Genomic DNA, 22,574 nt, shown 5'->3' on the forward strand with positions numbered 1-22,574 from the left:
AGAAGGTGGCGCGCAGCGACGGATGAGGGCGGGAGAATGACTTGCTACGGAAGGTTCAGTACAAACTGATTTGCCATGCCCTCATCCGCCCCCGTATCAAGTACGGGGCAGGCTCTTCGGGCACCTTCTCCCGGCGGGAGAAGGAAAATCAAGCTGCTAATACCAATGCGCTATTGGTACCGCACGCTGCCGCTGCCATCGTGCGGACCATCGACCACCGCCGGATCGCACCCGATGACTTCGCCACGCGCTCGCCTGCTCCCTGCCGTTTCCATACTGCTCCCCGCGGCCTCCGTCCTGCTGCTCGCCTGCGCGGCCAGCGCGCAGGCCGCCGATGCGGAGAACGAGGACAACGTCACCGGCAAGCTCGGCGGCCGCCTGCACTGGGACATCGCTGACTTCGACAACGATACGCGCGGCGCGCCCAACGCCAACGATTCGGATCTGCGTGCGCTCTGGCTGGATCTGTCCGGCAAGTTCTACGGACTGAACTACAAACTGGAAGCGGATTTCTCCGGCGACGAAGTGCTGGCCAAGGATGTGTACGTCAGCAAGAAATTCGCGCCCGGCACCCTGACCGTCGGACAGTTCAAGCAGTATTTCAGCCTGGACGACCGCATCAGCTCCAATCACATGACCTTCATCGAACGCAGCTATCTGGTCCAGAACCTGGCCCCCACTTACCGCCTGGGTGCGGCCTGGCTGACGGCGCGCGACGGCTACACCGTGGGCGGCAGCATCTACAGCCTGGAAAGCATCGATGTCTGGCAGACCGAAGGCTTGGCCGTCGCCGCACGCGGTACTTACGCGCCGTGGCGGGAGGAAGGAAAAGTGCTGCATTTTGGCCTGTCGCTGGCGCATGAGGACTACGACCATCCTGGCGCCGACGGCGCCTCCGCGCTGCGCATCCGGCCGCGGCCGGCCGGGATTTTTTCCGACAACAGCCGAGTGACGCTGGCCGATTTCAGCCAGGGCCGCGATACGCGGGTGGACAAGTATTCGCTGGAGCTGGCCGCCGTGAAGGGTCCCTGGACGTTCCAGGGCGAAGCCGGCGGCGCGCGTTTCGACGATGGCCAACAGGAGGCGCGGCTCTCCACCGGCTATGCGCAGGTCGCCTGGATGCTGACCGGCGAAGTGCGCCCCTACGACGCCAAGGCCGGCCGCTTCGGCCGCATCAATCCGCAGGGCCGCGCCGGTGCATGGGAACTGGCGCTGCGTTACGACACTATTTCCGGCCGCCAGCGGCCGGACGGCGAACCGTTGCTGCGCGACGTGCAGGTGAGTTCGCTGACCGCCGGCGTGAACTGGTATCCGCGACCGCATCTGCGGCTGATGCTGAACTGGATAGACAGCCGCAACCGCGACCGTCTGCAGGACCTCACCCTCGACCGAACCCGCGCCCTGGTCGGACGCGTGCAAATCGATTTCTGATCGAAGGGCAAAGCGGGAGCGCTAGTTTCCTTCTTCCGCTTCCGATATCCGATCCAGGCGGATGCGGTTGGCGAACAGCGAGAACGCCAGCACGCCCGCCAGCCCGTTAGCGCGGCTGACCCAGTGCGGCAACCATCGCGGCAGCGCCAGTACGCCGCTGTCGAACAGCGGCTCGAACGCCTTCACGTCGCCCAGGGTCATCTTGCCCGCGAACAGGCGGCGGCACAGGCGCAGCCGATCCTGCTGCAACGAGCGACGGAAAAAGGTATGCACGCCCACCAGGCCGCGCAGGTACACCGTGTCCTTGGTGAACGCCGCGCCGCCGCCGGTGGGCACGCCGCGGAACACGCGTTGCGCCGAGGAAAAACTTTCGGCGGGGTTCTGTCCCGCCTCGATGAAATAGTCGAACACCTGGATGAAGTCGGCGCCGTCCAATGCCATCGCCACCGCTTCGATGCGCAGGCTGATACGCTTCATGCGCTCGATGTCGATGCTGCCGGTGATCTGTTCGGCGAAGGTGGCCAGGCCTTCCTGGGTGGCGGTGACGCGCGGCGAGGACAGGGCCAGGCTGGGCAGATGGATCTGTTCGCGCCCGTTCAAGGCCGTCAGCGAGTGCACCAGCGCTTCGTGCTGCAGCAGTTGGCGGCGATCGTAATCGCTGAACGCGGCTCCCTGGCGCAGACGGATGCGGGTGGCGCCGGCGGCGGCTTTGGCGATCAGGTCCGGATCCAGCTCCACCACGATCACGCGGCTGCCGAAGAAATCGTCCAGATCGCCTTGCAGTTGCAGCTGCAATGCGGTGGCGGACACCGGAATCTGCTCTTCCGGCGCCAGCAATTCGTGATCCAGATCGTTGGCGATATCGATGAAATGCCGCGCCGCCTCGCGCGCGGTCGGCCCATCGCCGGGCAGGGCTTCGTCGGGCTGGCCGAACAGCGCGATGGAATGAGTGGTGACCGTGGGCGAACCCAGCGATTCCAGCAACTGCGCCGCAGTGTCCCAACTCTGCGCCGATTCGCGCAGATAGACGCCCAAGGGATGCGAAGCATCGGCGGCGGCGGCGATCTGGGCGAGTTCGCCTCGCGCCTCGGCGAAATCCAGCTTCGGGTAGTCGATCTCCGGCAGCACCGGCTGCCCGCGCGCGTAACTCTCCAAAAACGGCGCCTGCGCCGCCGCCGGCCAACTGGCCAGACTCAACAACCTGATCCCGCGCACGGCCTTGACCATGCGCGCATCGAGCGCGGCATGGTAGGGGATATCGGAAATCAGATCGGTCATGTCGGCTGCCTTGCTTCTGATTTTGCTGTTGTTGTTGCTGTTGTTGTTGCTGTTGTTGTTGCTGTTGCTGTTGCTGTTGCTGTTGCCAGAAAAATCCCGTGAGGCGCGGCAAGCGGGACGGGATCAACCCCGCAGGGGCGGCGCACAAGGATGTGCGCCGTTTCCGGAGGCGCAGGAGGCGCCTTACGGAAATTCCCGGCCTGCTTGCGAACCTGCGCAAAGCGCAGGCGCGCCGTTAGGGTGTGCTTTCTTTGGTTACTTTCTTTGCACAAGCAAAGAAAGTGACTCGCGCAAAGCGCGAAACTCTTTCAAGGTGGAGGTCAGCGCGAAAAGCCCCATCCGCCTTCGGCACCTTCCCCCGTAAACAGGGGAAGGGCTAATTCTGATGGCGCTCGGCCTCCGATTATTTTTAATGCTTTCCGTACTTCTCCTCCAATCGCTTGTGCAATGCCTTGCCCTGCACCCGCGCCTCCGACTTCTGCGCCAACCGCGCCGCCAGCTTGTCCGCCGCCGCCGCCACCTCATCGCGCAACTTCAGATAATTGATGAAACGCTCCTCATCGATATCGCCCCGCTCGATCGCCGCGCGCACCGCGCAGCCCGGCTCGGTCTGGTGCGAGCAATCGCGGAACTTGCACTGCTCGGCCAATGCCTCGATATCGGCGAACCCGCTTTCGGAAAGCTCTTCCTCGCCGGTCGGCTTCAACTCGCGCATGCCCGGCGTGTCGATCAGGCACGCCCCCGAGGGAAGAGGAATCAGCGCGCGATGGGTGGTGGTGTGGCGCCCGCGCGAATCGTTCTCGCGCACCGCCGCCGTCTTCATCCTGTCGATGCCCAGCAGCGTGTTGGTCAGGGTCGACTTGCCCGCCCCGGAGGAACCCACCAGCACCGCCGTCTTGCCCGCGCCCAACCAACCGTGCAGCGAGGCCACGCTGTGCGGATCCTTGGCGTTGACCGCGCACACGGTGATGTCCTGCGCGGCGAGTTCGGCCAGCGTCTCGACCGCGTCGGGCGCGTAGTCGGTCTGGTCGGCCTTGGTCAGCACCACCACCGGCTCGGCGCCGCCTCCGCCGACCAGCATCAGATAGCGCTCGATCCGGCGCGGATTGAAGTCGTCGTCCAGTCCGCAGACGATGAATACCGTATCCACGTTGGCCGCGATCACCTGCTGGTGATAGTGCTCGCCGGCGGCGCCGCGCTTGATCGAGGTGTGCCGCGGCAGCAAGGCGACGATCTTCTTGCCTTCCATCAGCACCCAGTCGCCGACGGCGGCGCGTTCATGGGAAGGAAAGCGCGGCTTCTGCCATTCGGGCAGGGATTCGGCCTTGAGCGCCGCTTCCGGCCCGTCGGCGACCACGTATCCCGACCGGTGTTGCTCGCTGACCCGCGCCGGTTTGGCCCGCGGATGGGCCGCGAAGGCCTGGGCCCAGAGCGTGTCCTCGGGCGGACCGGGGTAAGGCCAGCCGATCTGGCGCAGGGTGGGGAAATCGATGGGGGTACCGGGCATGAACCCATTGTAGGCGTGCCCGCCCCTCTGCCGTGGGAGCGCGGTCTCGGCGCGAGCTCTCTTCCGAGCCGCCTCAACCCGAACAGCCAAGCTCGCGCCGGGACGGCGCTCCCACACCAACATTTGGGCTGGTTCATCGCGATTGGGGGCAATTCCGCTAAGATTTAGTACTTTCCGCCGCCAGACCGCTCCGATGTCCACTCCGCCGATCAAACCGCTCGCGACCCGCGAGCGCCTGTCCGAGGTCCGTTACGAGATCCGCGGCGAACTGGCACGGCGCGCGCGCGACCTGGAAGCCCAGGGGCGCAAGCTGATCAAGTTGAATATCGGCAATCCCGGCGCCTTCGGTTTCCGCGCGCCGGAACACCTGCAACATGCGATCACCGGCGACATCGACCACACCGATCCCTACACCCACCAGCAAGGCCTTCCGGCCGCGCGCGAAGCGGTCGCCGCCGCCTACCTGCGCCGCGGCACGCCGAATGCGCATCCGGACCGCGTGTTCATGGGCAACGGCGTCAGCGAACTGATCGATCTGTCGCTGCGCGCGCTGCTCAATCCCGGCGACGAAGTGCTGGTGCCTTCGCCCGACTATCCGCTGTGGTCGGCCGCCACCATCCTCAACGACGGCCGCCCGGTGTATTACCGCTGCGATCCCGAGAACGACTTCCTGCCCGATCCGGCGGAGATCGAAACGCTGGTGTCTTCGCGCACCCGCGCCATTGTGCTGATCAATCCCAACAATCCCACCGGCGCGACTTATCCGCGCGAGCTGCTGGAGCGCATCGTCGCCATCGCCGCCAAGCACAAGCTGCTGTTGATGGTCGATGAGATCTACGACCAGGTGTTGTACGACGAGGCGAAATTCCAAGCGGTCGCGCCGCTGGCCGGCGACGTGCCCTGCCTGACCTTCAGCGGTCTGAGCAAGGTGCACCGCGCCTGCGGCTGGCGCGTGGGCTGGGCGGTGCTGTCGGGCGACGGCGAGGCGGTCGGCAATTTCCACCATGCGATGGACCTGCTGGGTGCGTTGCGCCTGTGCGCCAACGTGCCGGGACAGTACGCGGTGGAAGCGGCGGTCAACGGTCCGGACACCATTTCGGCGCTGTGCGCGCCGGGCGGACGCCTGTACGAAACCCGTCGTGCGGTGATCGAAGCCTGCGAGGCCAGCGACCACCTCGAACTGGTCGCGCCCGCCGGCGCGCTGTACGCGTTCCCGGCCGTGATCGGCGCTGCGGCCAAGGGGTTCGACGACCACGACTTCGCCCTGGAACTGATGGAAACCGAAGGCGTGCTGGTGGTGCCGGGCTCGAGCTTCAACGTGCCCTACCGCAACCATTTCCGCGTGACCCTGTTGCCGGAAGCCGACACGATGCGTGAAGTGTTCGCGCGCATCGACCGCGTGCTCGCGCGTCGCGCCGAGGCGGTGACCAAGGTGGTGCCCATTACCGCAAGCAAGGCGAAGTCGCGACCCGCGGCGGCGTGACGATTCTGCCGTCATCCCAGCGAACGCTGGGATCCATCTTGATCTTGCCGTTGCTTGTCCCCCTGGCGACTCGAAACAAAGTCAAAATGGATCCCAGCGTTCGCTGGGATGACGACAAGAATGACTGAGCTTTTCCGCACCCAGACTCACACTGCCGCCACCGAGCTTCGTTACCTCGCACTCGGCGATTCCTACACCATCGGCGAAGGCGTGCCGGAATCCGGCCGCTGGTCCGTGCAGCTTGCGCGGGCGTTGCGCGCCGATGGCATTCCCCTAGCCGACCCGCGCATCATCGCGCAGACCGGCTGGACCACCGACGAACTGGATGCGGCCATCGACGCCGTGCATCCGTTGGCCGAATACGACCTGGTCAGTCTGCTGATCGGGGTCAACAACCAATACCGCGGACGCAGCGTGGACGAGTACCGCGCGCAGTTCGCCGGCCTGCTGGAACGCGCCATCGGTTTCGCGCAATGGCGGCGCGAACGCGTGCTGGTGCTGTCGATCCCGGACTGGGGCGTCACCCCATTCGCACACGAGGCCGCGCGCGATGCGGGGCGGATCGCCATCGAGATCGACGCGTTCAATGCGGCCGCGAAAGAGGTCTGCGACGCACGCGGAGTGGCTTTCGTCGACATCACCGCGGTGAGCCGCGCGTACGGCGCAGAGCCGAGGATGCTGGCCGAAGACGGACTCCATCCTTCCGCCACGATGTATAACGAATGGATGCGACTGGCGCTTCCGGTCGTGCGCGCCATGGAGGCCGTTGGATGACCCACTCCTCTACTCGACCCTTCGACAGCGTCACCGCCGCGCGCATCGCCCGCGCTTATCTGCCCCGGCACCCGCTGGGCAATCGCTGGGACTATTACTACACCCGCGCCAAGCTGGGCAGCGATCCGCTGTATCCCGGGGTATTGCAAGCCTTGCGCGGCAGCGACGCCCCGGTGCTGGACCTGGGTTGCGGCCTGGGTCTGTTGGCGCATGCCTTGCGGCTGGACGGACAAACGATGGACTATCGCGGTGTCGACAACGACGCCGCCAAGATCGCGCGCGCGCAGAAAGTGGCCGAAAGGAATGGACTAGTCGATGCCAAGTTCGAGCTGGTCGACCTGGCCAAGGGGACACCCGAACACCGCGGCAGCGTCGCGATCCTGGACGTGCTGCAATACCTCACCGCCGACGATCAGCGGCGACTAATCGCCAATGCGATGGAGATGCTCGTTCCGGGGGCGCGACTGGTTATCCGCACCGCACTGGGCGACGACAGCCGGCGCGGCAGGACCAGCCGCATCACCGACCGCCTGGCCAATCTGATCGGCTGGATGCAATTCCACCCCAGGTGCTATCCGGACGCCGAAGCCCTGCGCGCGCGATTCGATGCAGCCGGACTGGAGACCGCCTTCTCGCCGTTGTACGGCAACACGCCTTTCAACAACTGGCTGATCGTCGCCAGCAAACCGTAGGTCGGGGCTGCGTCTGCGACTGATTGCAGTGTCGGGGACGTAGCCCGACCTACGCTCTTACAAATTCTCCGGCAGAATTGCGGCGTAGCCGCGTTCGCGCATCGTCTGCAGCACGCCTTCGATGATCGCCAGATTGTGGCCGTGCGCAGCGCCTTCGTGCAGCAGGACGATGGCACCGGGCTGAAGCCGGCCGACGATGCGTTTCACCACTTCACCGGGTTCGCCTCGCACACCGTCGAATCCACGTGCACTCCAGGCCACCCGCGCCAGTCCGTTTTTCTTCAATGAAGCGGAGACGAAGGGATTGGCCATGCCGACCACCGCGCGGAACCAGCGTGGCGGCTGCCCGGTGAGGTCGCGCAAGGTCGCTTGCGCTTGGTCTATTTCCGCGGCCATGCGCCGCGGTCCCAATGCCCAGAACCAGGCCTGCGGGTGCGAGCGACTGTGGTTGCCGATGCCGTGACCGCGATGCAGGATTTCGCGGGCGAGTTCGGGCCGTGCCGCGGCGCGGTCGGAGACCAGAAAGAAAGTGGCCTTGGCGCCGTAGCGGTCCAGCAGGTCCAACAAGGCGGGAGTTTCGTGCGAAGGCCCGTCGTCCACCGTCAGCCAGACCACGTTTTTCTCAGTCGGCAGGCGGCTGAGCACGGGACTGAACAGCCGCGATTGCGGTCGCATCGTTCCCCACAGGAACAGCATGTGGGTCGCTAACAGGCTCGCCAGTCCGATCGCCCAACCCCACCGCCACCAGACCAGGATCACGCCAAGGTGCAAGGCCAGCGCCAGCCAGATCCACGCATGCGGCTGGCGCGGGACGCGGTGCAATGCGCTATTCGGCGCGCAATTCTGTGTTTCCGACGCGGTCATGCCGCAATCATGCCATGCAGCGTAAAATCACGGCCCCGAAAGTCCGAAAGCCGGTATTCCCCCGATGTCCCTCGACCCCGCCCTGCGTTCCCGTATCGAATCCCTGCTGCAGTCCAACCGCGTCGTACTGTTCATGAAGGGCCAGCCGAGCATGCCGCAGTGCGGATTCTCCGCCAAGGCGGTCGGCGCGCTGTCCACGCTCGGCGTCGATTACGCGCACGTCAACGTGCTGGCCGACCAGGACATCCGCGAAGGCATCAAGGCCTACGGCGACTGGCCTACCATCCCGCAGCTGTACATCGACGGCGAGCTGGTCGGCGGCAGCGACATCATCGAGCAGATGAGCAACTCCGGCGAACTGGCTTCGCTGCTCGGCGTGGCCGCGCCGGACCGCACGCCGCCGAAGATCACCATCACCCCGGCGGCGGCCGAAATGCTGTCGAACGCGGCGGCCGATGCCGGCCCGGGCGGCGCGCTGTCACTGTCGATCAATGCGCAGTTCCAACCCAATTTCCAGCTGGCGCAGTTCGACGCCAATGCCATCGCCGCCGAATCCAATGGGGTGCGCATCCAGTTCGACCTGGCCAGCGCACGCCGCGCCGACGGCATCACCATCGACTGGGTAGACGACATCCGCGGCAAGGGCCTGGCCATCGACAACCCCAACGCGCCCAAGCCGGTGCAGACGCTCTCGCCCGCCGAAGCCGATGTACGCGTGGCGGCTGGCGAAGTGCTGCTGGTGGATGTGCGCCCCGCCGAAGAGCGCGCGATCGCGGCGGTAAAGTTGCCGTTCAAGACTTTCGATGGCAATGGCCGCGCCGAACTCGAAGCCTTGCCGAAAGACACGGCGATCGCCTTCCTGTGCCGCAGCGGGGGCCGCAGCCAGCAGGCCGCCGAAGAATTCCGCGCATTGGGTTTCTCCAACGTCTACAACGTCGTTGGCGGCACCAATGCCTGGGCGGACGAGATGGATTCTGGGTTGACGAAGTATTGAGTTTCTGAGCCCCTCTCCCTGTGGGAGAGGGGTTGGGGTGAGGGTACGGAGCATCCGAATCTGGGCGCTCGCGCCGTACCCTCATCCTCCGCCCTTCGGGCACCTTCTCCCGCAGGGAGAAGGGACTCTCAGCCGCTGAACCCGCCGCTGGCCAGATAATCGACCTCTTCCTGCGTCGACTCGCGCCCCAGCGCCTTGTTGCGATGGGGGAAACGCCCAAAACGCGCGATCAAGTCGCGATGCAACGCCGCGTACTTCATAAGCTCATCGTCGCCGATCTTCGCGAACAACTCCATCGCGTAGTCCTGGTCGGCCATCGCCTCCGAATGCTCGAACGGCAGATAGAAGAACGACCGTAGCGCGGCGTCCACCTGAAGATCGAAACCCGCATCGATCGCGCGTTGCGCGTAATGCCGCGCCAGCCCGTCCGTCGCATAGGAATGCGCGCTGCCGCGGAAACAGTTGCGTGGAAATTGATCCAGCAGCAAGGTCAGCGCCAACGCTCCTTCGGCGTCGCCCATCCAGCTTTCCAATTCGCAGCGCGCGGCGGCGAAATGCGCATCGCGGAACCGGTCGACGAAGGCGGCGTCGAAGGCGGCGTCGCGCGCGAACCATTTCTCGGCACCGGCAGTACGCCAGAAATCCAGCAACGCGCGCGACTCCACCCGGTTACTCATTGGTCGGCGAGTACTTGACCGTGTCCAGGATCAGGGCGAATGCCTTGCCCGCCATGGGTTCGTTGGCCTGCAGATTCTGCGTATAGGCATAGCACGTCCATTCCCCGCCGCAGGCCGCGCTTCCGACCATCACCAGATGCTGGCTGTATAAAGGCCCCACCGCCTCGACCTCGTTTTGATAGTGCGCCGCAAACAGCTCGTGCTTGCCGTATTGGCGCGAAAGAACCTCGGTTCGGTCGTATTCGCCGCCGTCGTCCGTCTGCGTGGCGGTGACCAGGTAGTCGACATACTCCCGCGGAACCGGCGCATCTGCGTTTTGGCAGGCGATGACGTGCGCATCCAGGTTAAGCACTTCGAACTCGGTTTTGTCGGCCTCCAGATAAACGTTGTAGCAGCTGCTGCCTTCGACTTGCTCGTGGCTGACCGCGTTCCAGTTGCCCGGGTATTTGAATGCCAGCCCATTGGCGGAGAACGCTTTGGGTCGGTCGACTTGGGGAGCGTCCGCCGGACGTGCCTTGAACTCCTGGGCCATCGCCGTGGAGGCAAGCAGCAACAGAACCGGAACGACGGCGGCAATACGATAATCCATTCGGTTTTCTCCTTCGTTGATTGTCGATCGATATTTTACTCGTCGAAACGCAAATGCCGCACCGACTTGCCGTGCCGGCGGATCAGCTTCAAGGCCTCGATGCCGATATTGATGTGACGGTTCACGAAGTCCGCACTGACGCGCGCGTCCGAGGCTTCGGTCTTCACGCCTTCGGGAATCATCGGCTGGTCCGAAACCAGCAACAAGGCGCCGCACGGAATGCGGTTGGCGAAACCGGCGGCGAAAATGGTGGCCGTTTCCATATCGATTGCCATGCAGCGCACCTTGCGCAGGTATTCCTTGAACTCGACGTCGTGTTCCCATACGCGACGGTTGGTGGTGTAGACCGTACCGGTCCAATAATCGTGGCCGAGGTCGCGGATCATGGTGGACACCGCGCGCTGCAGGGCGAAGGCGGGCAGCGCAGGCACTTCCGGCAACAGGTAATCGTTGCTGGTGCCTTCGCCGCGGATCGCCGCGATCGGCAGGACCAGATCGCCGAGCTGGTTCTTGCGCTTCAGGCCGCCGCACTTGCCCAGGAACAGCACCGCCTTGGGCATGATCGCCGACAACAGATCCATCATCGTCGCCGCGTTGGGGCTGCCCATGCCGAAGTTGATCATGGTGATGCCGTCGAAGGTGGCGCTGGCCATCGGCCGGTCCAGGCCTACCACCGGCGCGCCGGTCAATGCGGAGAACGCGTGCAGGTAGCCGCCGAAATTGGTCAGCAGGATATGTTCGCCGAATTGGTCCAGGGGCACGCCGGTGTAGCGCGGCAGCCAGTTGTCCACGATCTCGGTCTTGTCTTTCATCGCATGCTCTCTGTTCTTGTTGGTCCCCTCAATTGTGGCATGGGCCTGCGCTATAGCACTTGGCAAGCGCGGACCGGCCGGTTAGGTTTCGTACTGCCGGCTTTCGGTCGGCCGGCTTTATTGGGACTTGCGTATTTGCGTGACGACAGAAAGTAGGGCGGGCACTGCCCGCCGCTATTGTTTTCCCTATGGCGGGCAATGCCCGCCCTACTCAAACGTCGTCACTTACTTAAGAAAGTCTCAACAAATCAGCCAGTTTTGAAAATCAGAATTTCCGGGGAATCACCATGCGCTTCGTTCTGTTGGCCGTGATCGGCCTAGTTTCCGTGTGCGGGAATACCGGCATCGCCACTGCCAAGTCACGATTCACCCAGGATCCTTACCCCAGCACCTACCGCAGCATCGCCTCCGGTCCGGTGCTGATCGAGCACGCTACCGTGCTGACCGGCACCGGCGAACGCCTGGACGACGCCGATGTGCTGCTGACCGACGGCAAGGTGGTGTCGGTGGGCCGCGGACTGACCGCGCCCGCGGAGGCGACCCGGGTCGACGGCAGGGGACGCTGGGTCACGCCCGGCATCATCGACGTGCATTCCCATCTGGGCGTGTATCCCAGCCCAGGCATGAGCGCGCACAGCGACGGCAACGAAGCCACCGCGCCGGTCACCGCGAACGTGTGGGCCGAGCATTCCATCTGGCCGCAGGACCCCGGTTTTCAAACCGCGCTCGCCGGCGGCATCACTTCGCTGCAGATCCTGCCCGGCTCGGCCAATCTGGTCGGTGGACGCGGCGTGACCCTGAAGAACGTGCCCGCCACGACCTACCAAGCGATGAAATTCCCCGACGCGCCCTGGGGTTTGAAAATGGCGTGCGGCGAGAATCCCAAGCGCGTCTACGGCCAGAAGGGCGGACCTTCCACGCGCATGGGCAATATCGCCGGCTATCGCGCCGCCTTCATCGACGCCAGCGAATACCTGAAGAAGAACAATGCCAAGCAACAGCCGAAGAAGAAGCGCTGGTGGGAGCGCGCTTCGGGCAATGGCAGTGAGGACAGTTCCGGAGACACCGGCGGCAAGCGCGATCTGAAACTGGACACGCTGGCCGGCGCCATCGAGGGCGATATCCGCGTGCATATCCACTGCTATCGCGCCGACGAGATGGCCACGATGCTGGACCTGGCCAAGGAGTTCGGCTTCAAGGTCGCCGCGTTCCATCATGGCGTGGAGGCTTACAAGATCGCCGATCGCTTGGCCGCCGAGGGCGTGTGCGGCGCGCTGTGGGCGGACTGGTGGGGCTTCAAGATGGAGGCCTTCGACGGCATCCAGGAAAACATCGCGCTGGTCGACCGCCCCGCCAATAGCTGCGCCATCGTGCATTCGGATTCCGACGAAGGCATCCAGCGCCTCAACCAGGAGGCGGCGAAGGTGATCGCCAATGCGCAGCGGGTGGGCATCGAGATTCCGCCAGAACGCGCGATCCGTTGGATAACGCAGAACCCCGCCAAAGCGATGGGCATCCTGGAGCGGACCGGCACCCTGGAGCCGGGCAAGATGGCCGATGTGGTGGTGTGGAGCCAGAACCCCTTCAGCGTGTACGCGCACGCGGAACAGGTCTACATCGACGGCGCGCGCATCTACGACCGCAACGATCCGGCGCGGCAGCCGAAATCGGATTTCATGCTGGGACAGGAAGCGGCGATGGGAGGTGGGAAATGAGCGTCTTGAACCGCCGGTTGTTCGCGCCGTCATCCCAGCGAAAGCTGGGATCCATCTTGATCTTGCCGTTGCTGTCGCCATTGCAGCTGCGTTCGACCCCGCGCCCAAGGTCAAAATGGGTCCCAGCTTTCGCTGGGATGACGACAAGGTTGTTCTGGGTTTCAGTCCTTACCTTGCTATTCGCAGGCACGGCGTCCGCCCAGGACGTCCTCATCCGCCACGCCACCGTGCATACCGCCGGCGCCCAGGGCACGCTGCAGAACGCCGACGTACTGGTGCAAGGCGGCGTTATCCGTGCGGTGGGCGTCGACCTGCAGGCGCCTGCTTCGGTCGGCGTGGTCGAAGCCAACGGCAAACCGCTGACCCCCGCTTTCTTCGGCGGCATTACCGAGATCGGCATCGAGGAAGTGTCGGGCGAAGCCGAAACGGTCGACAGCGCGGTGACCCTGGCCACCGACCAGCCGATGCGGCCCGAGTTCGACGTGACCCTGGCCTACAACCCGGAATCGGTACTGATCCCAGTGGCCCGCATGGAAGGGTTGGGATTCACCCTGCTCGGCGCCAATACGGGCGGTTCCTTCATCGCCGGACAGGGCGGGGTAATGCGTTTAGATGGCGGCGCCGATCCGATCGGACCGCGCGTGCTGTTCGTGAAACTGGGCAGCGACGTGCTGGGCAAAAGCGGCAGTTCGCGGGCGGCGCAGTGGATGCTGCTGGATCAGATGGTCGGCGAAGCGCGCGGCCGTATCCCCGCCGATTCGCCGCATGCGCTGCTGACGCCTACCGGCCGCGCGGTCCTGGCCCGCTACCTGGCAGGCAACGGACGCATCGTGGTCAACGTGAACCGGGCGGCCGATATCCGTCAGCTGCTGCGCTGGGCGCAGCGCGAGAACGTGCGCATCGCCATCGCCAGCGGAGTCGAGGCCTGGAAACTCGCGGGACAGATCGCAGCGGCGAAAGTGCCCGTTTTCGTCGATGCGCTGGCCGACCTTCCCGGCGACTTCGACCAGATCGGAGCGACCTTGGAGAACGCCGCACGTCTGCACGCGGCCGGCGTGGAAGTGAGCTTCGCCCAGTTCGGCGACGCCTCGCACAACGCGCGCAAGATCCGTCAGTACGCGGGCAATGCGGTGGCCAATGGCTTGCCCTGGGAAGCGGGACTGCAAGGCCTGACCCGGGTGCCGGCGCGGGTACTAGGCGTGGACGACAAGCTGGGCACGATCGCACCGGGCAAACTGGCCGATCTGGTGCTTTGGACCGGCGATCCGCTGGACGTAGCCAACGTCGCGAGCCAGTTGTGGCTGGGCGGTCGCGCCATTCCCATGCGCTCGCGCCAGACCGAATTGCGCAACCGCTATCTGCGTGCGGCCGGGGCGTTGCCGCGTGCGTATTCGCCTTGAGTTACCTGCGAATTCCTAATGGTGCGTCATCCCCGCGAAGGCGGGAATGACCATCAAGAGGGCGCTAAAGCGCAGTTCGGGAACCTCAGACCGCCGCAGCTTCCAGGGTAGCCACGCGATTGCGCCCGCCGTGCTTAGCGATATACATCGCCTTGTCGGCGCGTTTGATCAAGGTCGCCACCGTATCGACGGCGCTGCACTGGGTGACGCCGATGCTCACGGTGACCGCGACCGGCACGCCTTCCACTTCCTGGCATTGGGCCTGGATTTTCAGGCGCAAGTGTTCGGCCATGGCGATGGCGCGCGCGCTGTCGGCGCCCGGCAAGCCCAGCACGAACTCCTCGCCACCCAGACGCCCCAGATGGTCTCCGTACTGCAGCTCTTCGCTCACCAGCCTTACCACTGCGCGCAGGCAGGCATCGCCCGATGCGTGGCCGAAGCAGTCGTTGACCTGCTTGAAATTGTCCAAGTCCAGAAACAGCAGCGACAGCGGCATGCCTTCGCGGCGCGTATTGAGCACCGCCCAGTCCAGGCGGTGCTCGATACCGCCGCGATTGAGCACGCCGGTCAGCCAATCGCGTTCGGCATGTTGCTGGGCGGTATCGCGTTCGCGGCGGAAGGTGAGCATGCGATCGGCCAGTCCCAGCGCCAGCACCACCGCGGTGAAGGCGAGCACCAGCGGCAAGCCGTATTGCAGCCACGGTTCGACGGCAATGCCCATGCTCAGTTGCACCGCGCGCGCGGTGCTGAAGAACACCAATGGAACCCAGGCGATCAGGATGAAGCCCGCATGCCGCCCACCCCCACGCCAGGCTTTGTACAGGGCGGTGATCGCCAGCAGATTGGTGAGCAGGAACAGGGCATTACCCAGGTTCGGAAACCATTCCTTGCGCGCAGGCCACGGCGATACCAGCAACAGCAGCAGCACCGCGGGAATGTAGATTCCCGCCCAGCGCATGGCCCGGCTCAGACGGGGCACGCGCAGCCGCAGGCCGGCGTAGTCCTGCAACATCCATACCGCGGCCATGGTCGACAGGGTGGCGATGAACCAGATGCCCGGTGCGCCGAACACCGCCAGCGCGCGCAAGCCCGGCAAAGCGTAGGCCTCTCCATACGAGCACAGCAGAAACAGCATCTGCAGCGCCATGGTCGCCGCGTACAACAGATACACCCGTTCCCGCAGCATCGCCCAGAACAACAGCACGGTCAGCGAAACGCCCACCAGCACCCCGACCGCTAGCAGCAGGATGCGCACCTGGGTCAGATCGTAGGCGATGTGCCGGGTGCGTGGCACCACGGCCACCTGCAAGGGATAACGCGCACCTTCCACGTTGATGGTGACTGGACCGTCGCCGTGCAGCGGAAACACCAACGCATGCCGCGAGTACTGCGGATCCAGATCTCGATCGAACAGGGTCTGGACGACCGGTGCGGCCGGGCCAGGACCCTGCACGCTGACGCGAGCGCTGTACGGGTGGTAGACAAGCAACAACGGCTGGTCGATTCCCGCGACGGGCTGCAATCGCCATTGGCCGTTGCCGATGACAGAGGGTTTGCGGGGATCGGCGATGAAATCGCGTTCGGCGAAGATGCCCGCATGCTGTTCGGCGGTGGGACTGGCATCGGCGGCGAGAGGATCGATACGCACGACGCCCCCCTCCTGGGCCTGGGCAGAACAAAGCGCTGCCATGCACCACGCCATCCCCAGCAGCCACCGCTTGCTCATCACGCCCCTTGCTTGCCCGGCACCAGTGTCGACCTCAGGCACAACCATTAACAAGCTTTACGCATATATAAATGTGACGAACGTCACGTTTCATATACGACTGAATGCCATCGAAGCCGCAAGGTACGGGCCTAGGCAAAGACGCCTGCCTTTTTGCCTAGTGCGAGAGGCAGCGGACATCTGGAACAGCCAGAACGCGATAGTGTGCACAAGCTCACATTTCTGCAGCGCAGCGGGTTGCAGATTTGCGCTACGTTGCCGGGCTTGTTTGCGATGCATGCCGGGAGGGGCTTCATGCGCATTGGGATAGTGGTGGACTCCGCCTGCGATTTGCCGCAGGACTTCATTCAACAGAACGATATCGTGCTGCTGCCCATCACCGTGCGCATCGGCGATGCGGTGCTGGCCGATCACCGCGACGAGGAAGCCACTCTGAGCTTTCTGCATGCGCACGTGGCAGAGCGCGGCCATGAAGCGGAAACGACCCCGTTCACGGTCAACCAGATCCGCGACTTGTTCCTGAGCCGGCTGGTGATCGACTACGACCACGTCTACTGCATGACCATCACCAAGACGCGCAGCCCGATCCACGAGAACGCGATGCAAGCCAGCTTCGCCATCCTCAACGACTACAAGCCGGTGCGCCAGGCCGCGGGCCACAACTCGCCGTTCGCGCTACGCGTGATCGATACCCAGACTCTGTTCGCCGCGCAGGGCGTCACCGCGGTCGAAGCGGTGCGCATGCGCGCCGCCGGCGCCAACGTGCAGCACATGCGCACCAAGCTGGAATACCTGGCCTCCAACAGCCACGGCTACATGATCCCGCGCGATCTCTACTACCTGCGCGCCCGCGCGCGCACCAAGGGCGACCGCAGCGTAGGCCTGCTCAGCGTGGCGCTGGGCAGCGCGCTGGACATCAAGCCGGTGCTGCACGGCCATGCCGGCAAGACCGAGCCGGTGGCCAAGATCAAGGGTTTCGAAAACGCGGTCGAGCAGATGTTCAAGTTCGCCGGTAACCGCGTCATCGCCGGCCTGCTGACGCCCACCGTCTGTCTGAGCTACGGCGGCGAACTCGGCGAGATGCGCGCGCTGCCCGGCTACGACCGGCTGCGCGATATCTGCGCCAACAACAACGTGGAAGTGTTCGAAAGCGTGATGAGCCTGACCGGCATGGTCAACGTGGGCAAGGGCGCGGTGGTGGTCGGCTTCGCCGCCGAACCGCATACCTTCAGCGTTTCGTAACACCTGGCTAACGCGCAACGGCTAGGCTGGTGGCGACTCCACGAGGATAGCCGCCGCATGCCGATCCGCTACTACATCAGCCTCAAGAATCCCGGCAAGGCGCGCGGCAACGACGCCGCTTTCAGTTTCACCGCGCACGGCGCCGGCGAATTCGCAGCGCAGCTGCAGGATGCGCTGCGCAGCGACGGATTCTTCCAGCGCTGGCGCGCGGCGCAGCCCGATCCGGATTCGGTCGATGCCGGCCTGGGCGCCAGCGACCCGGCGGCGACGGTGACCGGCGAACAGCACGACCTGCAGATCGACCTGATCGCGGTGACTTCGATCCCCGGCAGCGTATTCAAGCATCGCCTGCGCCTGCTCGCCGGCAGTGCGTGGGAGCTGCGCGACGTTTCTTCCGCCTGAGCGGGTGCCGGCAAGATGACCGTCGAGGCGGTGTTGTTGTCCTGGAGCGGCGGCAAGGATGCGGCCTGGGCCTTGCATCGCCTGCGACAGTCCGGCGTGCCGGTGGCGGGACTGATCACCACGGTCACCGCCGGCTACGAACGCGTTTCCATGCAGGGAATCCGCAGGGAGATCCTGCATGCGCAGGCCGTCGCCGCCGGATTGCCGCTGATCGAAGCGATGATTCCGCCGGCCTGCGACAACACGGTTTACCAAGCGGCGTTCGCCTCCGCGCTCCGCTCCGCGCGCGAGCGCTGGCCGCGAGCGTTGTCCATCGCCTTCGGCGATCTGTTCCTGCAGGATATCCGCGATTACCGCGTGGCGATGTGCGCATCGCTGGGCTGGCGGGTGCTGACGCCCTTGTTCGGCAGCGATACCGCGTCGCTGGCGCGGCAGATGCAAGCGGACGGATTGAAGGCGGCGATCTGTTGCGTGGATACCCAGCAACTCTCCGCCGACTTCGCCGGACGCGATTTCGATGCGGCATTGCTGGACGCGTTGCCGGCGAAGGTGGATCCCTGCGGCGAGAACGGCGAATTCCACACCTGCGTGCAGGCCGGGCCGATGTTCTCGCATCCGCTGGCCATCGAGCGCGGGGAGACCGTATTGCGCGACGGACGTTTCGCCTACACCGACTTCAGCCTCGCACCGCGCCCGTAGGAGCGACGTAAGTCGCGAAGGGTTTTCTAGAGAAAAGCTCCTTCGCGACTTACGTCGCTCCTACGTCCTACGAACCGGTGCCGATCAGGCTTTCAGGGCATGGGCGTGATACGCGATGTGCTCGCCGATGAAGCTTTCGATGAAGTAGTAGCTGTGGTCGTAGCCGGGCTGCAGACGCAGTTCCAGCGGATGATCCGCGGCCGCGCACGCGGCCTGCAGCAGCTCCGGCTTCAACTGTCCGGCCAGGAACTCATCGGCATCGCCCTGATCCACTAGCAACGGCAGACGCTCGGTCGCATCGGCGATCAGGGCGGCGGCGTCCCATGCTTTCCAGGCTTCGCGATCTTCGCCAAGGTAGGCGGTGAACGCCCTTTCGCCCCACGGCACCCGCGTAGGCGCCACGATCGGCGAGAACGCCGACACGCTGCGATAGCGACCGGGATTCTTCAACGCCACGATCAGCGCGCCGTGCCCGCCCATCGAATGTCCGCTGATGGCGCGCGCCTCGGTCGCCGGAAAATTCGCCTCGATCAAAGCCGGCAGTTCGGAGACGACGTAGTCGTACATCCGGTAATGCTTGGACCAGGGCGCCTGCGTGGCGTTGACGTAGAAGCCAGCGCCTTTGCCCAGATCGTAGCCATCCGCATCGGCGACGTCCTCGCCGCGCGGGCTGGTGTCGGGCGCGACCAGGATCAGGCCATGCTCGGTGGCGTAGCGTTGCGCGCCGGCCTTGGTGATGAAGTTCTGCTCGGTGCAGGTCAGGCCGGAAAGCCAGTACAGCACCGGAAGTCTCTGCGTCTGCGCTTGTGGCGGCAGGTAGACGGCGAAGTTCATGCCGCAGGCCAGCGTTTCCGACGCGTGCCGGTACACGTCCTGCCAGCCGCCGAAGCAGGCGCGGTGTTCGATGCGTTCAAGAGTCATGTGTTTTCCGGTGGTTCCTTCCTCCCAGGAAGAAGGAACCGATTGAGCGCTTGCGCGGTTTCACGAAGCCAGTACGCCACGCAACTTGGCTACTTGGGTGGAGAGAGCGTCCATGAGGGCCGGCGAAAGACAGTCGTAAGGCTCCAGGCCCAGTTCGCGCAGGCGCGCACGCACGGCCGCCATCTGCGCCGGCGGGGTACCGGTTTCGATAATCGAGGACACGAACGCGGCGAAACCCGGCGCCGACCAGCCGGTTTGCGGCGACAGCTCGGTATGGATGAAGTCCAGACCGTGGAACGCGTGCTCCGGGTTCTCGATGCGGCCGAACATATGCACGCCGCAACCGCTGCAGGCATGGCGCTGGATCGTCGCCTTATCGTCGACGACCTTCAGCTTCTGCGCATTGGCGGTGACGGCCACCTTATCCCGCGGCACCACGGCGACGACCGAGAAGGTGGCGCCCTTCGGCTTCCAGCATTTACTGCAACCGCAGGCATGGTTGTGGGCGGTTTGCGCGTCCACCTCGACGGTGACCTGGTCCTGCGCGCAATGGCAGGCCAACGTGCCTCCCGCGAAATTCTCGTCGCCCACTTTGATGCCGTTGTCTACCGATGGATGAATCTTGACTGTGCTCATGGTGACCCTCCGGTGCGGAAACCACCGATTCAGCGGATGCGCGGAACGCCCGCGCGACGCCCCTGTAGCAACGCGTGTCAGTAGTGGATCACCGTCCGGATCGACTTGCCTTCATGCATCAGATCGAAGGCTTCGTTGATTTCATCCAGCGGCAGAGTGTGGGTGACGAAGGGCGCCAATTGGATGTCGCCGCGCATCGCGTCTTCGACCATGCCCGGCAACTGGGTGCGTCCCTTCACGCCGCCGAACGCGGTACCCATCCACTTGCGCCCGGTGACCAGTTGAAACGGACGCGTGGAGATTTCCTGACCTGCGCCAGCCACGCCGATGATCACCGACTGGCCCCAGCCGCGGTGCGCGCATTCCAGCGCCGCACGCATCACGTTGACGTTGCCGATGCACTCGAACGAATGGTCCACGCCCCAGCCGGTCATTTCCACGATCACCTGCTGGATCGGCTTGTCGTGATCCTTCGGATTGACGCAGTCGGTGGCGCCCATCTCCTGCGCCATCGCGAACTTGCCGGGATTGGTGTCGATGGCGATGATGCGGCCGGCCTTGGCCTGGCGCGCACCCTGGATCACCGCCAGGCCGATGCCGCCCAGGCCGAACACGGCCACCGAATCGCCGGCCTGCACCTTGGCGGTGTTGTGCACGGCCCCTATCCCGGTGGTGACGCCGCAACCCAGCAAGCAGACCTGTTCGTGGTTGGCCTGCGGATTGATCTTGGCCAGCGACACTTCGGCCACGACCGTGTATTCGCTGAAGGTCGAACAACCCATGTAGTGGTAGATCGGCTGGCCGTTGTAGGAGAAGCGCGTGGTGCCGTCGGGCATCACGCCCTTGCCCTGGGTCGCACGCACCGCAACGCAGAGGTTGGTCTTGCCGGATTTGCAGAACTCGCACTCGCGGCATTCGGCCGTGTACAACGGAATCACGTGATCGCCCGGCGCGACGCTGGTAACGCCTTCGCCGACTTCGACCACCACGCCTGCGCCTTCGTGGCCCAGCACCGCCGGGAACAGGCCTTCCGGATCGTCGCCGCTCAGCGTGAACGCGTCGGTATGGCAGACGCCGGTATGGGTGATCCTGACCAGCACTTCGCCCTTCTGCGGCGGAGCCACGTCGATCTCGACGATCTGCAAGGGTTCGCCTGCGGCGAAGGCGACGGCGGCGCGTGATTTCATTGGGCAACTCCAGCGGGAATGCGGCCGGAGCATTTTAGCCCCAAGGCGGCTCCTAGGCGCTGGATGCGGGTAAGAGCGGGTAGGAGCGACGTAAGTCGCGAAGGAAATTCCATAGGAAAGACCCTTCGCGACTTACGTCGCTCCTACGACAGCGTTAGGCCTCTCTCAATAAGCGAACTCGCGGAACACGCGATCTATGTCGCCGTTCCACTGGCCATGGAACAAAGCCAGCTTGCGCTCGGCCGGGGTTTCGTTGGCCTCGGCGAATTCGATCAACGGATCGAGGAAGCCGGACTCGTCGCTGCCCTTGCTGTTGAGCGCGGCGCGGCGCTGCAGGCCCGCTACCGCGATCTTCAACGCCGAGGCGGCCAGGTCGCGCACGCTGCCGCCGCGGAACGGAAGTTTCAGCGCATGCTTCGGCACGCCATCGCGCAAGGCGTTGCGCTCTTCCAAGGTGAAATCCTTGACCAGGTCCCACGCCGCATCCAGCGCGGTCTGGTCGTACAGCAGGCCGACCCAGAACGCCGGCAATGCGCACAGCCTTCCCCACGGGCCGCCATCGGCGCCGCGCATCTCCAGGAATTTCTTCATGCGCACTTCCGGGAACGCGGTGGTCATGTGGTCGGACCAATCGGTCATGGTGGGCAGCGCGCCCGGCAACGCGGGCAGCTTGCCGGCCATGAAGTCGCGGAAGCTCTGGCCGGAGCAATCTATGTATTCGCCGTTGCGGTAGCTGAAGTACATGGGTACATCGAGCAGGTAATCGACATAGCGTTCGTAGCCGAAGCCGCCTTCGAACACGAAGTCGAGCATGCCGGTGCGGTCCGGATCGGTGTCGGTCCAGATGTGCGAGCGGTAGCTCTGATAGCCGTTGGGTTTGCCTTCGGTGAACGGCGAATCGGCGAACAACGCGGTGGCGACGGGTTGCAGCGCCAGCGACACGCGGAATTTCTTCACCATGTCCGCTTCGCTGGAGAAATCCAGATTGACCTGCACGGTGCAGGTGCGTTTCATCATGTCCAGGCCCAGCTTGCCGACTTTGGGCATGTAGTTGCGCATGATCTGGTAGCGGCCCTTGGGCATCCACGGCATTTCATCGCGCGTCCATTTCGGCTGGAAGCCCATGCCCAGGAAACCGAGCTGCAATTCGTCAGCGACGGTCTTCACTTCCTTCAGATGGGTGCCTACTTCGCTGCAGGTCTGATGGATGTTCTCCAGCATGCCGCCGGACAGTTCCAGCTGACCGGCCGGTTCCAGCGTGACCGAGGCGCCGTCGCGCAGCAGCGCGATGACGTTGCCCGGCCCTTGTCCGATATGTTCTTCGACGGGTTCCCAACCGAAGCGGGTCAGCCCCTTCAACAACGCTTCGATACCGCGCTCGCCTTCGAAGCTGGGCGGACGCAGATCATCGAGCCGAAAACCGAACTTCTCGTGCTCGGTGCCGATGCGCCATTGGGACTTCGGCTTTTCGCCCGAGGCGATGTAGTCGACCAGTTGGCTGCGGTCGGTGATCGGCGTACCCGCGACATGGCTGGGACTGGACAA

At 64.5% G+C, this 22,574-nt stretch carries 22 protein-coding genes; 11 read left to right on the forward strand and 11 right to left on the reverse strand.

Going from position 1 to position 22,574, the window contains the following annotated elements; translation table 11 throughout:
- Positions 1 to 297: 297 nt before the first annotated feature.
- Positions 298 to 1,431: an OprO/OprP family phosphate-selective porin gene (locus tag J2W94_RS09255; protein ID WP_310093662.1), complete on the forward strand. Its 1,134-nt coding sequence runs from the start codon at positions 298 to 300 to the stop codon at positions 1,429 to 1,431.
- Positions 1,432 to 1,452: 21 nt separating this feature from the next.
- Here the strand turns inward: J2W94_RS09255 and J2W94_RS09260 are convergent, their stop codons facing one another.
- A complete protein-coding gene (locus J2W94_RS09260; protein WP_310092467.1) occupies positions 1,453 to 2,709 on the reverse strand; it encodes a flavohemoglobin expression-modulating QEGLA motif protein in 1,257 nt (418 codons plus the stop codon).
- Here J2W94_RS09260 and J2W94_RS09265 point away from each other — a divergent pair.
- The gene (locus tag J2W94_RS09265; protein WP_310092469.1) at positions 2,708 to 3,073 is read left to right on the forward strand and encodes a hypothetical protein; all 366 of its coding nucleotides are present in this window, start codon (positions 2,708 to 2,710) and stop codon (positions 3,071 to 3,073) included. The genes J2W94_RS09260 and J2W94_RS09265 overlap by 2 nt on opposite strands.
- Positions 3,074 to 3,118: 45 nt before the next feature.
- Here J2W94_RS09265 and rsgA read toward each other — a convergent pair whose 3' ends face one another.
- Positions 3,119 to 4,216, reverse strand: a complete 1,098-nt coding sequence (rsgA, locus tag J2W94_RS09270; protein ID WP_310092471.1) for a ribosome small subunit-dependent GTPase A — start codon at positions 4,214 to 4,216, stop codon at positions 3,119 to 3,121.
- A gap of 193 nt (positions 4,217 to 4,409) precedes the next feature.
- On the opposite strand from rsgA, the gene J2W94_RS09275 reads away from it, so the two are divergent.
- The 3 genes from J2W94_RS09275 (at position 4,410) to J2W94_RS09285 (ending at position 7,165) form a co-directional block, all read left to right on the forward strand.
- The gene (locus J2W94_RS09275) at positions 4,410 to 5,699 is read left to right on the forward strand and encodes a pyridoxal phosphate-dependent aminotransferase (RefSeq protein WP_310092472.1); all 1,290 of its coding nucleotides are present in this window, start codon (positions 4,410 to 4,412) and stop codon (positions 5,697 to 5,699) included.
- A 120-nt stretch (positions 5,700 to 5,819) separates the two neighbouring features.
- Positions 5,820 to 6,473: an SGNH/GDSL hydrolase family protein gene (locus tag J2W94_RS09280; protein ID WP_310092474.1), complete on the forward strand. Its 654-nt coding sequence runs from the start codon at positions 5,820 to 5,822 to the stop codon at positions 6,471 to 6,473.
- Positions 6,470 to 7,165 (forward strand): class I SAM-dependent methyltransferase, encoded by a 696-nt coding sequence (locus J2W94_RS09285; protein WP_310092476.1) that lies wholly within the window; start codon positions 6,470 to 6,472, stop codon positions 7,163 to 7,165. The genes J2W94_RS09280 and J2W94_RS09285 overlap by 4 nt, the downstream gene beginning before the upstream one ends.
- A 57-nt stretch (positions 7,166 to 7,222) precedes the next feature.
- Here J2W94_RS09285 and J2W94_RS09290 read toward each other — a convergent pair whose 3' ends face one another.
- Positions 7,223 to 8,029, reverse strand: a complete 807-nt coding sequence (locus J2W94_RS09290) for a polysaccharide deacetylase family protein (RefSeq protein WP_310092478.1) — start codon at positions 8,027 to 8,029, stop codon at positions 7,223 to 7,225.
- Positions 8,030 to 8,093: 64 nt separating this feature from the next.
- Between J2W94_RS09290 and grxD the strand changes: the two genes are divergently transcribed.
- A complete protein-coding gene (grxD, locus tag J2W94_RS09295) occupies positions 8,094 to 9,023 on the forward strand; it encodes a Grx4 family monothiol glutaredoxin (RefSeq protein ID WP_310092480.1) in 930 nt (309 codons plus the stop codon).
- A 128-nt stretch (positions 9,024 to 9,151) separates the two neighbouring features.
- On the opposite strand, the gene J2W94_RS09300 is transcribed toward grxD, so the two are convergent.
- The 3 genes from J2W94_RS09300 to J2W94_RS09310 are packed head-to-tail and all read right to left on the reverse strand — an operon-like array spanning position 9,152 to position 11,101.
- Complete coding sequence (locus J2W94_RS09300; RefSeq protein WP_310092482.1) at positions 9,152 to 9,700, reverse strand: DUF924 family protein; 549 nt, start codon at positions 9,698 to 9,700, stop codon at positions 9,152 to 9,154.
- A complete protein-coding gene (locus tag J2W94_RS09305; RefSeq protein ID WP_310092484.1) occupies positions 9,693 to 10,289 on the reverse strand; it encodes a hypothetical protein in 597 nt (198 codons plus the stop codon). Before J2W94_RS09305 ends, J2W94_RS09300 begins: the two co-directional genes overlap by 8 nt.
- A 35-nt stretch (positions 10,290 to 10,324) precedes the next feature.
- Entirely contained in the window at positions 10,325 to 11,101 is a 777-nt protein-coding gene (locus J2W94_RS09310) for an AMP nucleosidase (RefSeq protein WP_310092486.1), read from the reverse strand.
- Positions 11,102 to 11,388: 287 nt separating this feature from the next.
- Here J2W94_RS09310 and J2W94_RS09315 point away from each other — a divergent pair, with 287 nt between their 5' ends.
- Both J2W94_RS09315 and J2W94_RS09320 read left to right on the forward strand, forming a co-directional pair.
- Complete coding sequence (locus tag J2W94_RS09315) at positions 11,389 to 12,816, forward strand: amidohydrolase (protein WP_310092489.1); 1,428 nt, start codon at positions 11,389 to 11,391, stop codon at positions 12,814 to 12,816.
- Positions 12,817 to 12,953: 137 nt separating this feature from the next.
- On the forward strand, positions 12,954 to 14,216 hold the full coding sequence (locus J2W94_RS09320; RefSeq protein ID WP_310092491.1) for an amidohydrolase family protein: 1,263 nt from the start codon (positions 12,954 to 12,956) through the stop codon (positions 14,214 to 14,216).
- Positions 14,217 to 14,301: 85 nt separating this feature from the next.
- Here the strand turns inward: J2W94_RS09320 and J2W94_RS09325 are convergent, their stop codons facing one another.
- A complete protein-coding gene (locus J2W94_RS09325; protein ID WP_310092493.1) occupies positions 14,302 to 15,864 on the reverse strand; it encodes a sensor domain-containing diguanylate cyclase in 1,563 nt (520 codons plus the stop codon).
- A gap of 372 nt (positions 15,865 to 16,236) precedes the next feature.
- On the opposite strand from J2W94_RS09325, the gene J2W94_RS09330 reads away from it, so the two are divergent.
- From J2W94_RS09330 to J2W94_RS09340, 3 genes are read left to right on the forward strand one after another with little or no spacing between them, the layout of a single operon-like run.
- Positions 16,237 to 17,184 (forward strand): DegV family protein, encoded by a 948-nt coding sequence (locus tag J2W94_RS09330; RefSeq protein WP_310092495.1) that lies wholly within the window; start codon positions 16,237 to 16,239, stop codon positions 17,182 to 17,184.
- 57 nt (positions 17,185 to 17,241) lie between these two features.
- Positions 17,242 to 17,586: a hypothetical protein gene (locus J2W94_RS09335; protein WP_310092497.1), complete on the forward strand. Its 345-nt coding sequence runs from the start codon at positions 17,242 to 17,244 to the stop codon at positions 17,584 to 17,586.
- Between the two features lie 15 nt (positions 17,587 to 17,601).
- The gene (locus tag J2W94_RS09340; RefSeq protein WP_310092499.1) at positions 17,602 to 18,285 is read left to right on the forward strand and encodes an ATP-binding protein; all 684 of its coding nucleotides are present in this window, start codon (positions 17,602 to 17,604) and stop codon (positions 18,283 to 18,285) included.
- A gap of 84 nt (positions 18,286 to 18,369) precedes the next feature.
- Here the strand turns inward: J2W94_RS09340 and fghA are convergent, their stop codons facing one another.
- The 4 genes from fghA to J2W94_RS09360 all read right to left on the reverse strand — a co-directional run bounded on the left by fghA (position 18,370) and on the right by J2W94_RS09360 (position 22,574).
- Entirely contained in the window at positions 18,370 to 19,206 is an 837-nt protein-coding gene (gene fghA, locus J2W94_RS09345; protein WP_310092501.1) for an S-formylglutathione hydrolase, read from the reverse strand.
- 60 nt (positions 19,207 to 19,266) lie between these two features.
- A complete protein-coding gene (gene gfa / locus J2W94_RS09350) occupies positions 19,267 to 19,842 on the reverse strand; it encodes an S-(hydroxymethyl)glutathione synthase (RefSeq protein WP_310092503.1) in 576 nt (191 codons plus the stop codon).
- A 77-nt stretch (positions 19,843 to 19,919) separates the two neighbouring features.
- Positions 19,920 to 21,029: an S-(hydroxymethyl)glutathione dehydrogenase/class III alcohol dehydrogenase gene (locus tag J2W94_RS09355; RefSeq protein ID WP_310092505.1), complete on the reverse strand. Its 1,110-nt coding sequence runs from the start codon at positions 21,027 to 21,029 to the stop codon at positions 19,920 to 19,922.
- 165 nt (positions 21,030 to 21,194) lie between these two features.
- The gene (locus J2W94_RS09360) at positions 21,195 to 22,574 is read right to left on the reverse strand and encodes a glutamate--cysteine ligase (RefSeq protein WP_310092507.1); all 1,380 of its coding nucleotides are present in this window, start codon (positions 22,572 to 22,574) and stop codon (positions 21,195 to 21,197) included.

The sequence above is a fragment of the Pseudoxanthomonas sacheonensis genome (genome assembly GCF_031455975.1).
Classification (GTDB): domain Bacteria; phylum Pseudomonadota; class Gammaproteobacteria; order Xanthomonadales; family Xanthomonadaceae; genus Pseudoxanthomonas_A; species Pseudoxanthomonas_A sacheonensis_A.

What these genes read in the sequence shown, in the direction of transcription:
- J2W94_RS09265 (WP_310092469.1), top strand. Translation starts at nt 2,708, where the DNA reads ATGTCGGCTGCCTTGCTTCTGATTTTGCTGTTGTTGTTGCTGTTGTTG.
- J2W94_RS09260 (WP_310092467.1), bottom strand. Translation starts at nt 2,709, where the DNA reads ATGACCGATCTGATTTCCGATATCCCCTACCATGCCGCGCTCGATGCG.
- rsgA (WP_310092471.1), bottom strand. Translation starts at nt 4,216, where the DNA reads ATGCCCGGTACCCCCATCGATTTCCCCACCCTGCGCCAGATCGGCTGG.
- J2W94_RS09275 (WP_310092472.1), top strand. Translation starts at nt 4,410, where the DNA reads ATGTCCACTCCGCCGATCAAACCGCTCGCGACCCGCGAGCGCCTGTCC.
- J2W94_RS09280 (WP_310092474.1), top strand. Translation starts at nt 5,820, where the DNA reads ATGACTGAGCTTTTCCGCACCCAGACTCACACTGCCGCCACCGAGCTT.
- J2W94_RS09285 (WP_310092476.1), top strand. Translation starts at nt 6,470, where the DNA reads ATGACCCACTCCTCTACTCGACCCTTCGACAGCGTCACCGCCGCGCGC.
- J2W94_RS09290 (WP_310092478.1), bottom strand. Translation starts at nt 8,029, where the DNA reads ATGACCGCGTCGGAAACACAGAATTGCGCGCCGAATAGCGCATTGCAC.
- grxD (WP_310092480.1), top strand. Translation starts at nt 8,094, where the DNA reads ATGTCCCTCGACCCCGCCCTGCGTTCCCGTATCGAATCCCTGCTGCAG.
- J2W94_RS09300 (WP_310092482.1), bottom strand. Translation starts at nt 9,700, where the DNA reads ATGAGTAACCGGGTGGAGTCGCGCGCGTTGCTGGATTTCTGGCGTACT.
- J2W94_RS09305 (WP_310092484.1), bottom strand. Translation starts at nt 10,289, where the DNA reads ATGGATTATCGTATTGCCGCCGTCGTTCCGGTTCTGTTGCTGCTTGCC.
- J2W94_RS09310 (WP_310092486.1), bottom strand. Translation starts at nt 11,101, where the DNA reads ATGAAAGACAAGACCGAGATCGTGGACAACTGGCTGCCGCGCTACACC.
- J2W94_RS09315 (WP_310092489.1), top strand. Translation starts at nt 11,389, where the DNA reads ATGCGCTTCGTTCTGTTGGCCGTGATCGGCCTAGTTTCCGTGTGCGGG.
- J2W94_RS09320 (WP_310092491.1), top strand. Translation starts at nt 12,954, where the DNA reads ATGACGACAAGGTTGTTCTGGGTTTCAGTCCTTACCTTGCTATTCGCA.
- J2W94_RS09330 (WP_310092495.1), top strand. Translation starts at nt 16,237, where the DNA reads ATGCGCATTGGGATAGTGGTGGACTCCGCCTGCGATTTGCCGCAGGAC.
- J2W94_RS09335 (WP_310092497.1), top strand. Translation starts at nt 17,242, where the DNA reads ATGCCGATCCGCTACTACATCAGCCTCAAGAATCCCGGCAAGGCGCGC.
- J2W94_RS09340 (WP_310092499.1), top strand. Translation starts at nt 17,602, where the DNA reads ATGACCGTCGAGGCGGTGTTGTTGTCCTGGAGCGGCGGCAAGGATGCG.
- fghA (WP_310092501.1), bottom strand. Translation starts at nt 19,206, where the DNA reads ATGACTCTTGAACGCATCGAACACCGCGCCTGCTTCGGCGGCTGGCAG.
- gfa (WP_310092503.1), bottom strand. Translation starts at nt 19,842, where the DNA reads ATGAGCACAGTCAAGATTCATCCATCGGTAGACAACGGCATCAAAGTG.
- J2W94_RS09355 (WP_310092505.1), bottom strand. Translation starts at nt 21,029, where the DNA reads ATGAAATCACGCGCCGCCGTCGCCTTCGCCGCAGGCGAACCCTTGCAG.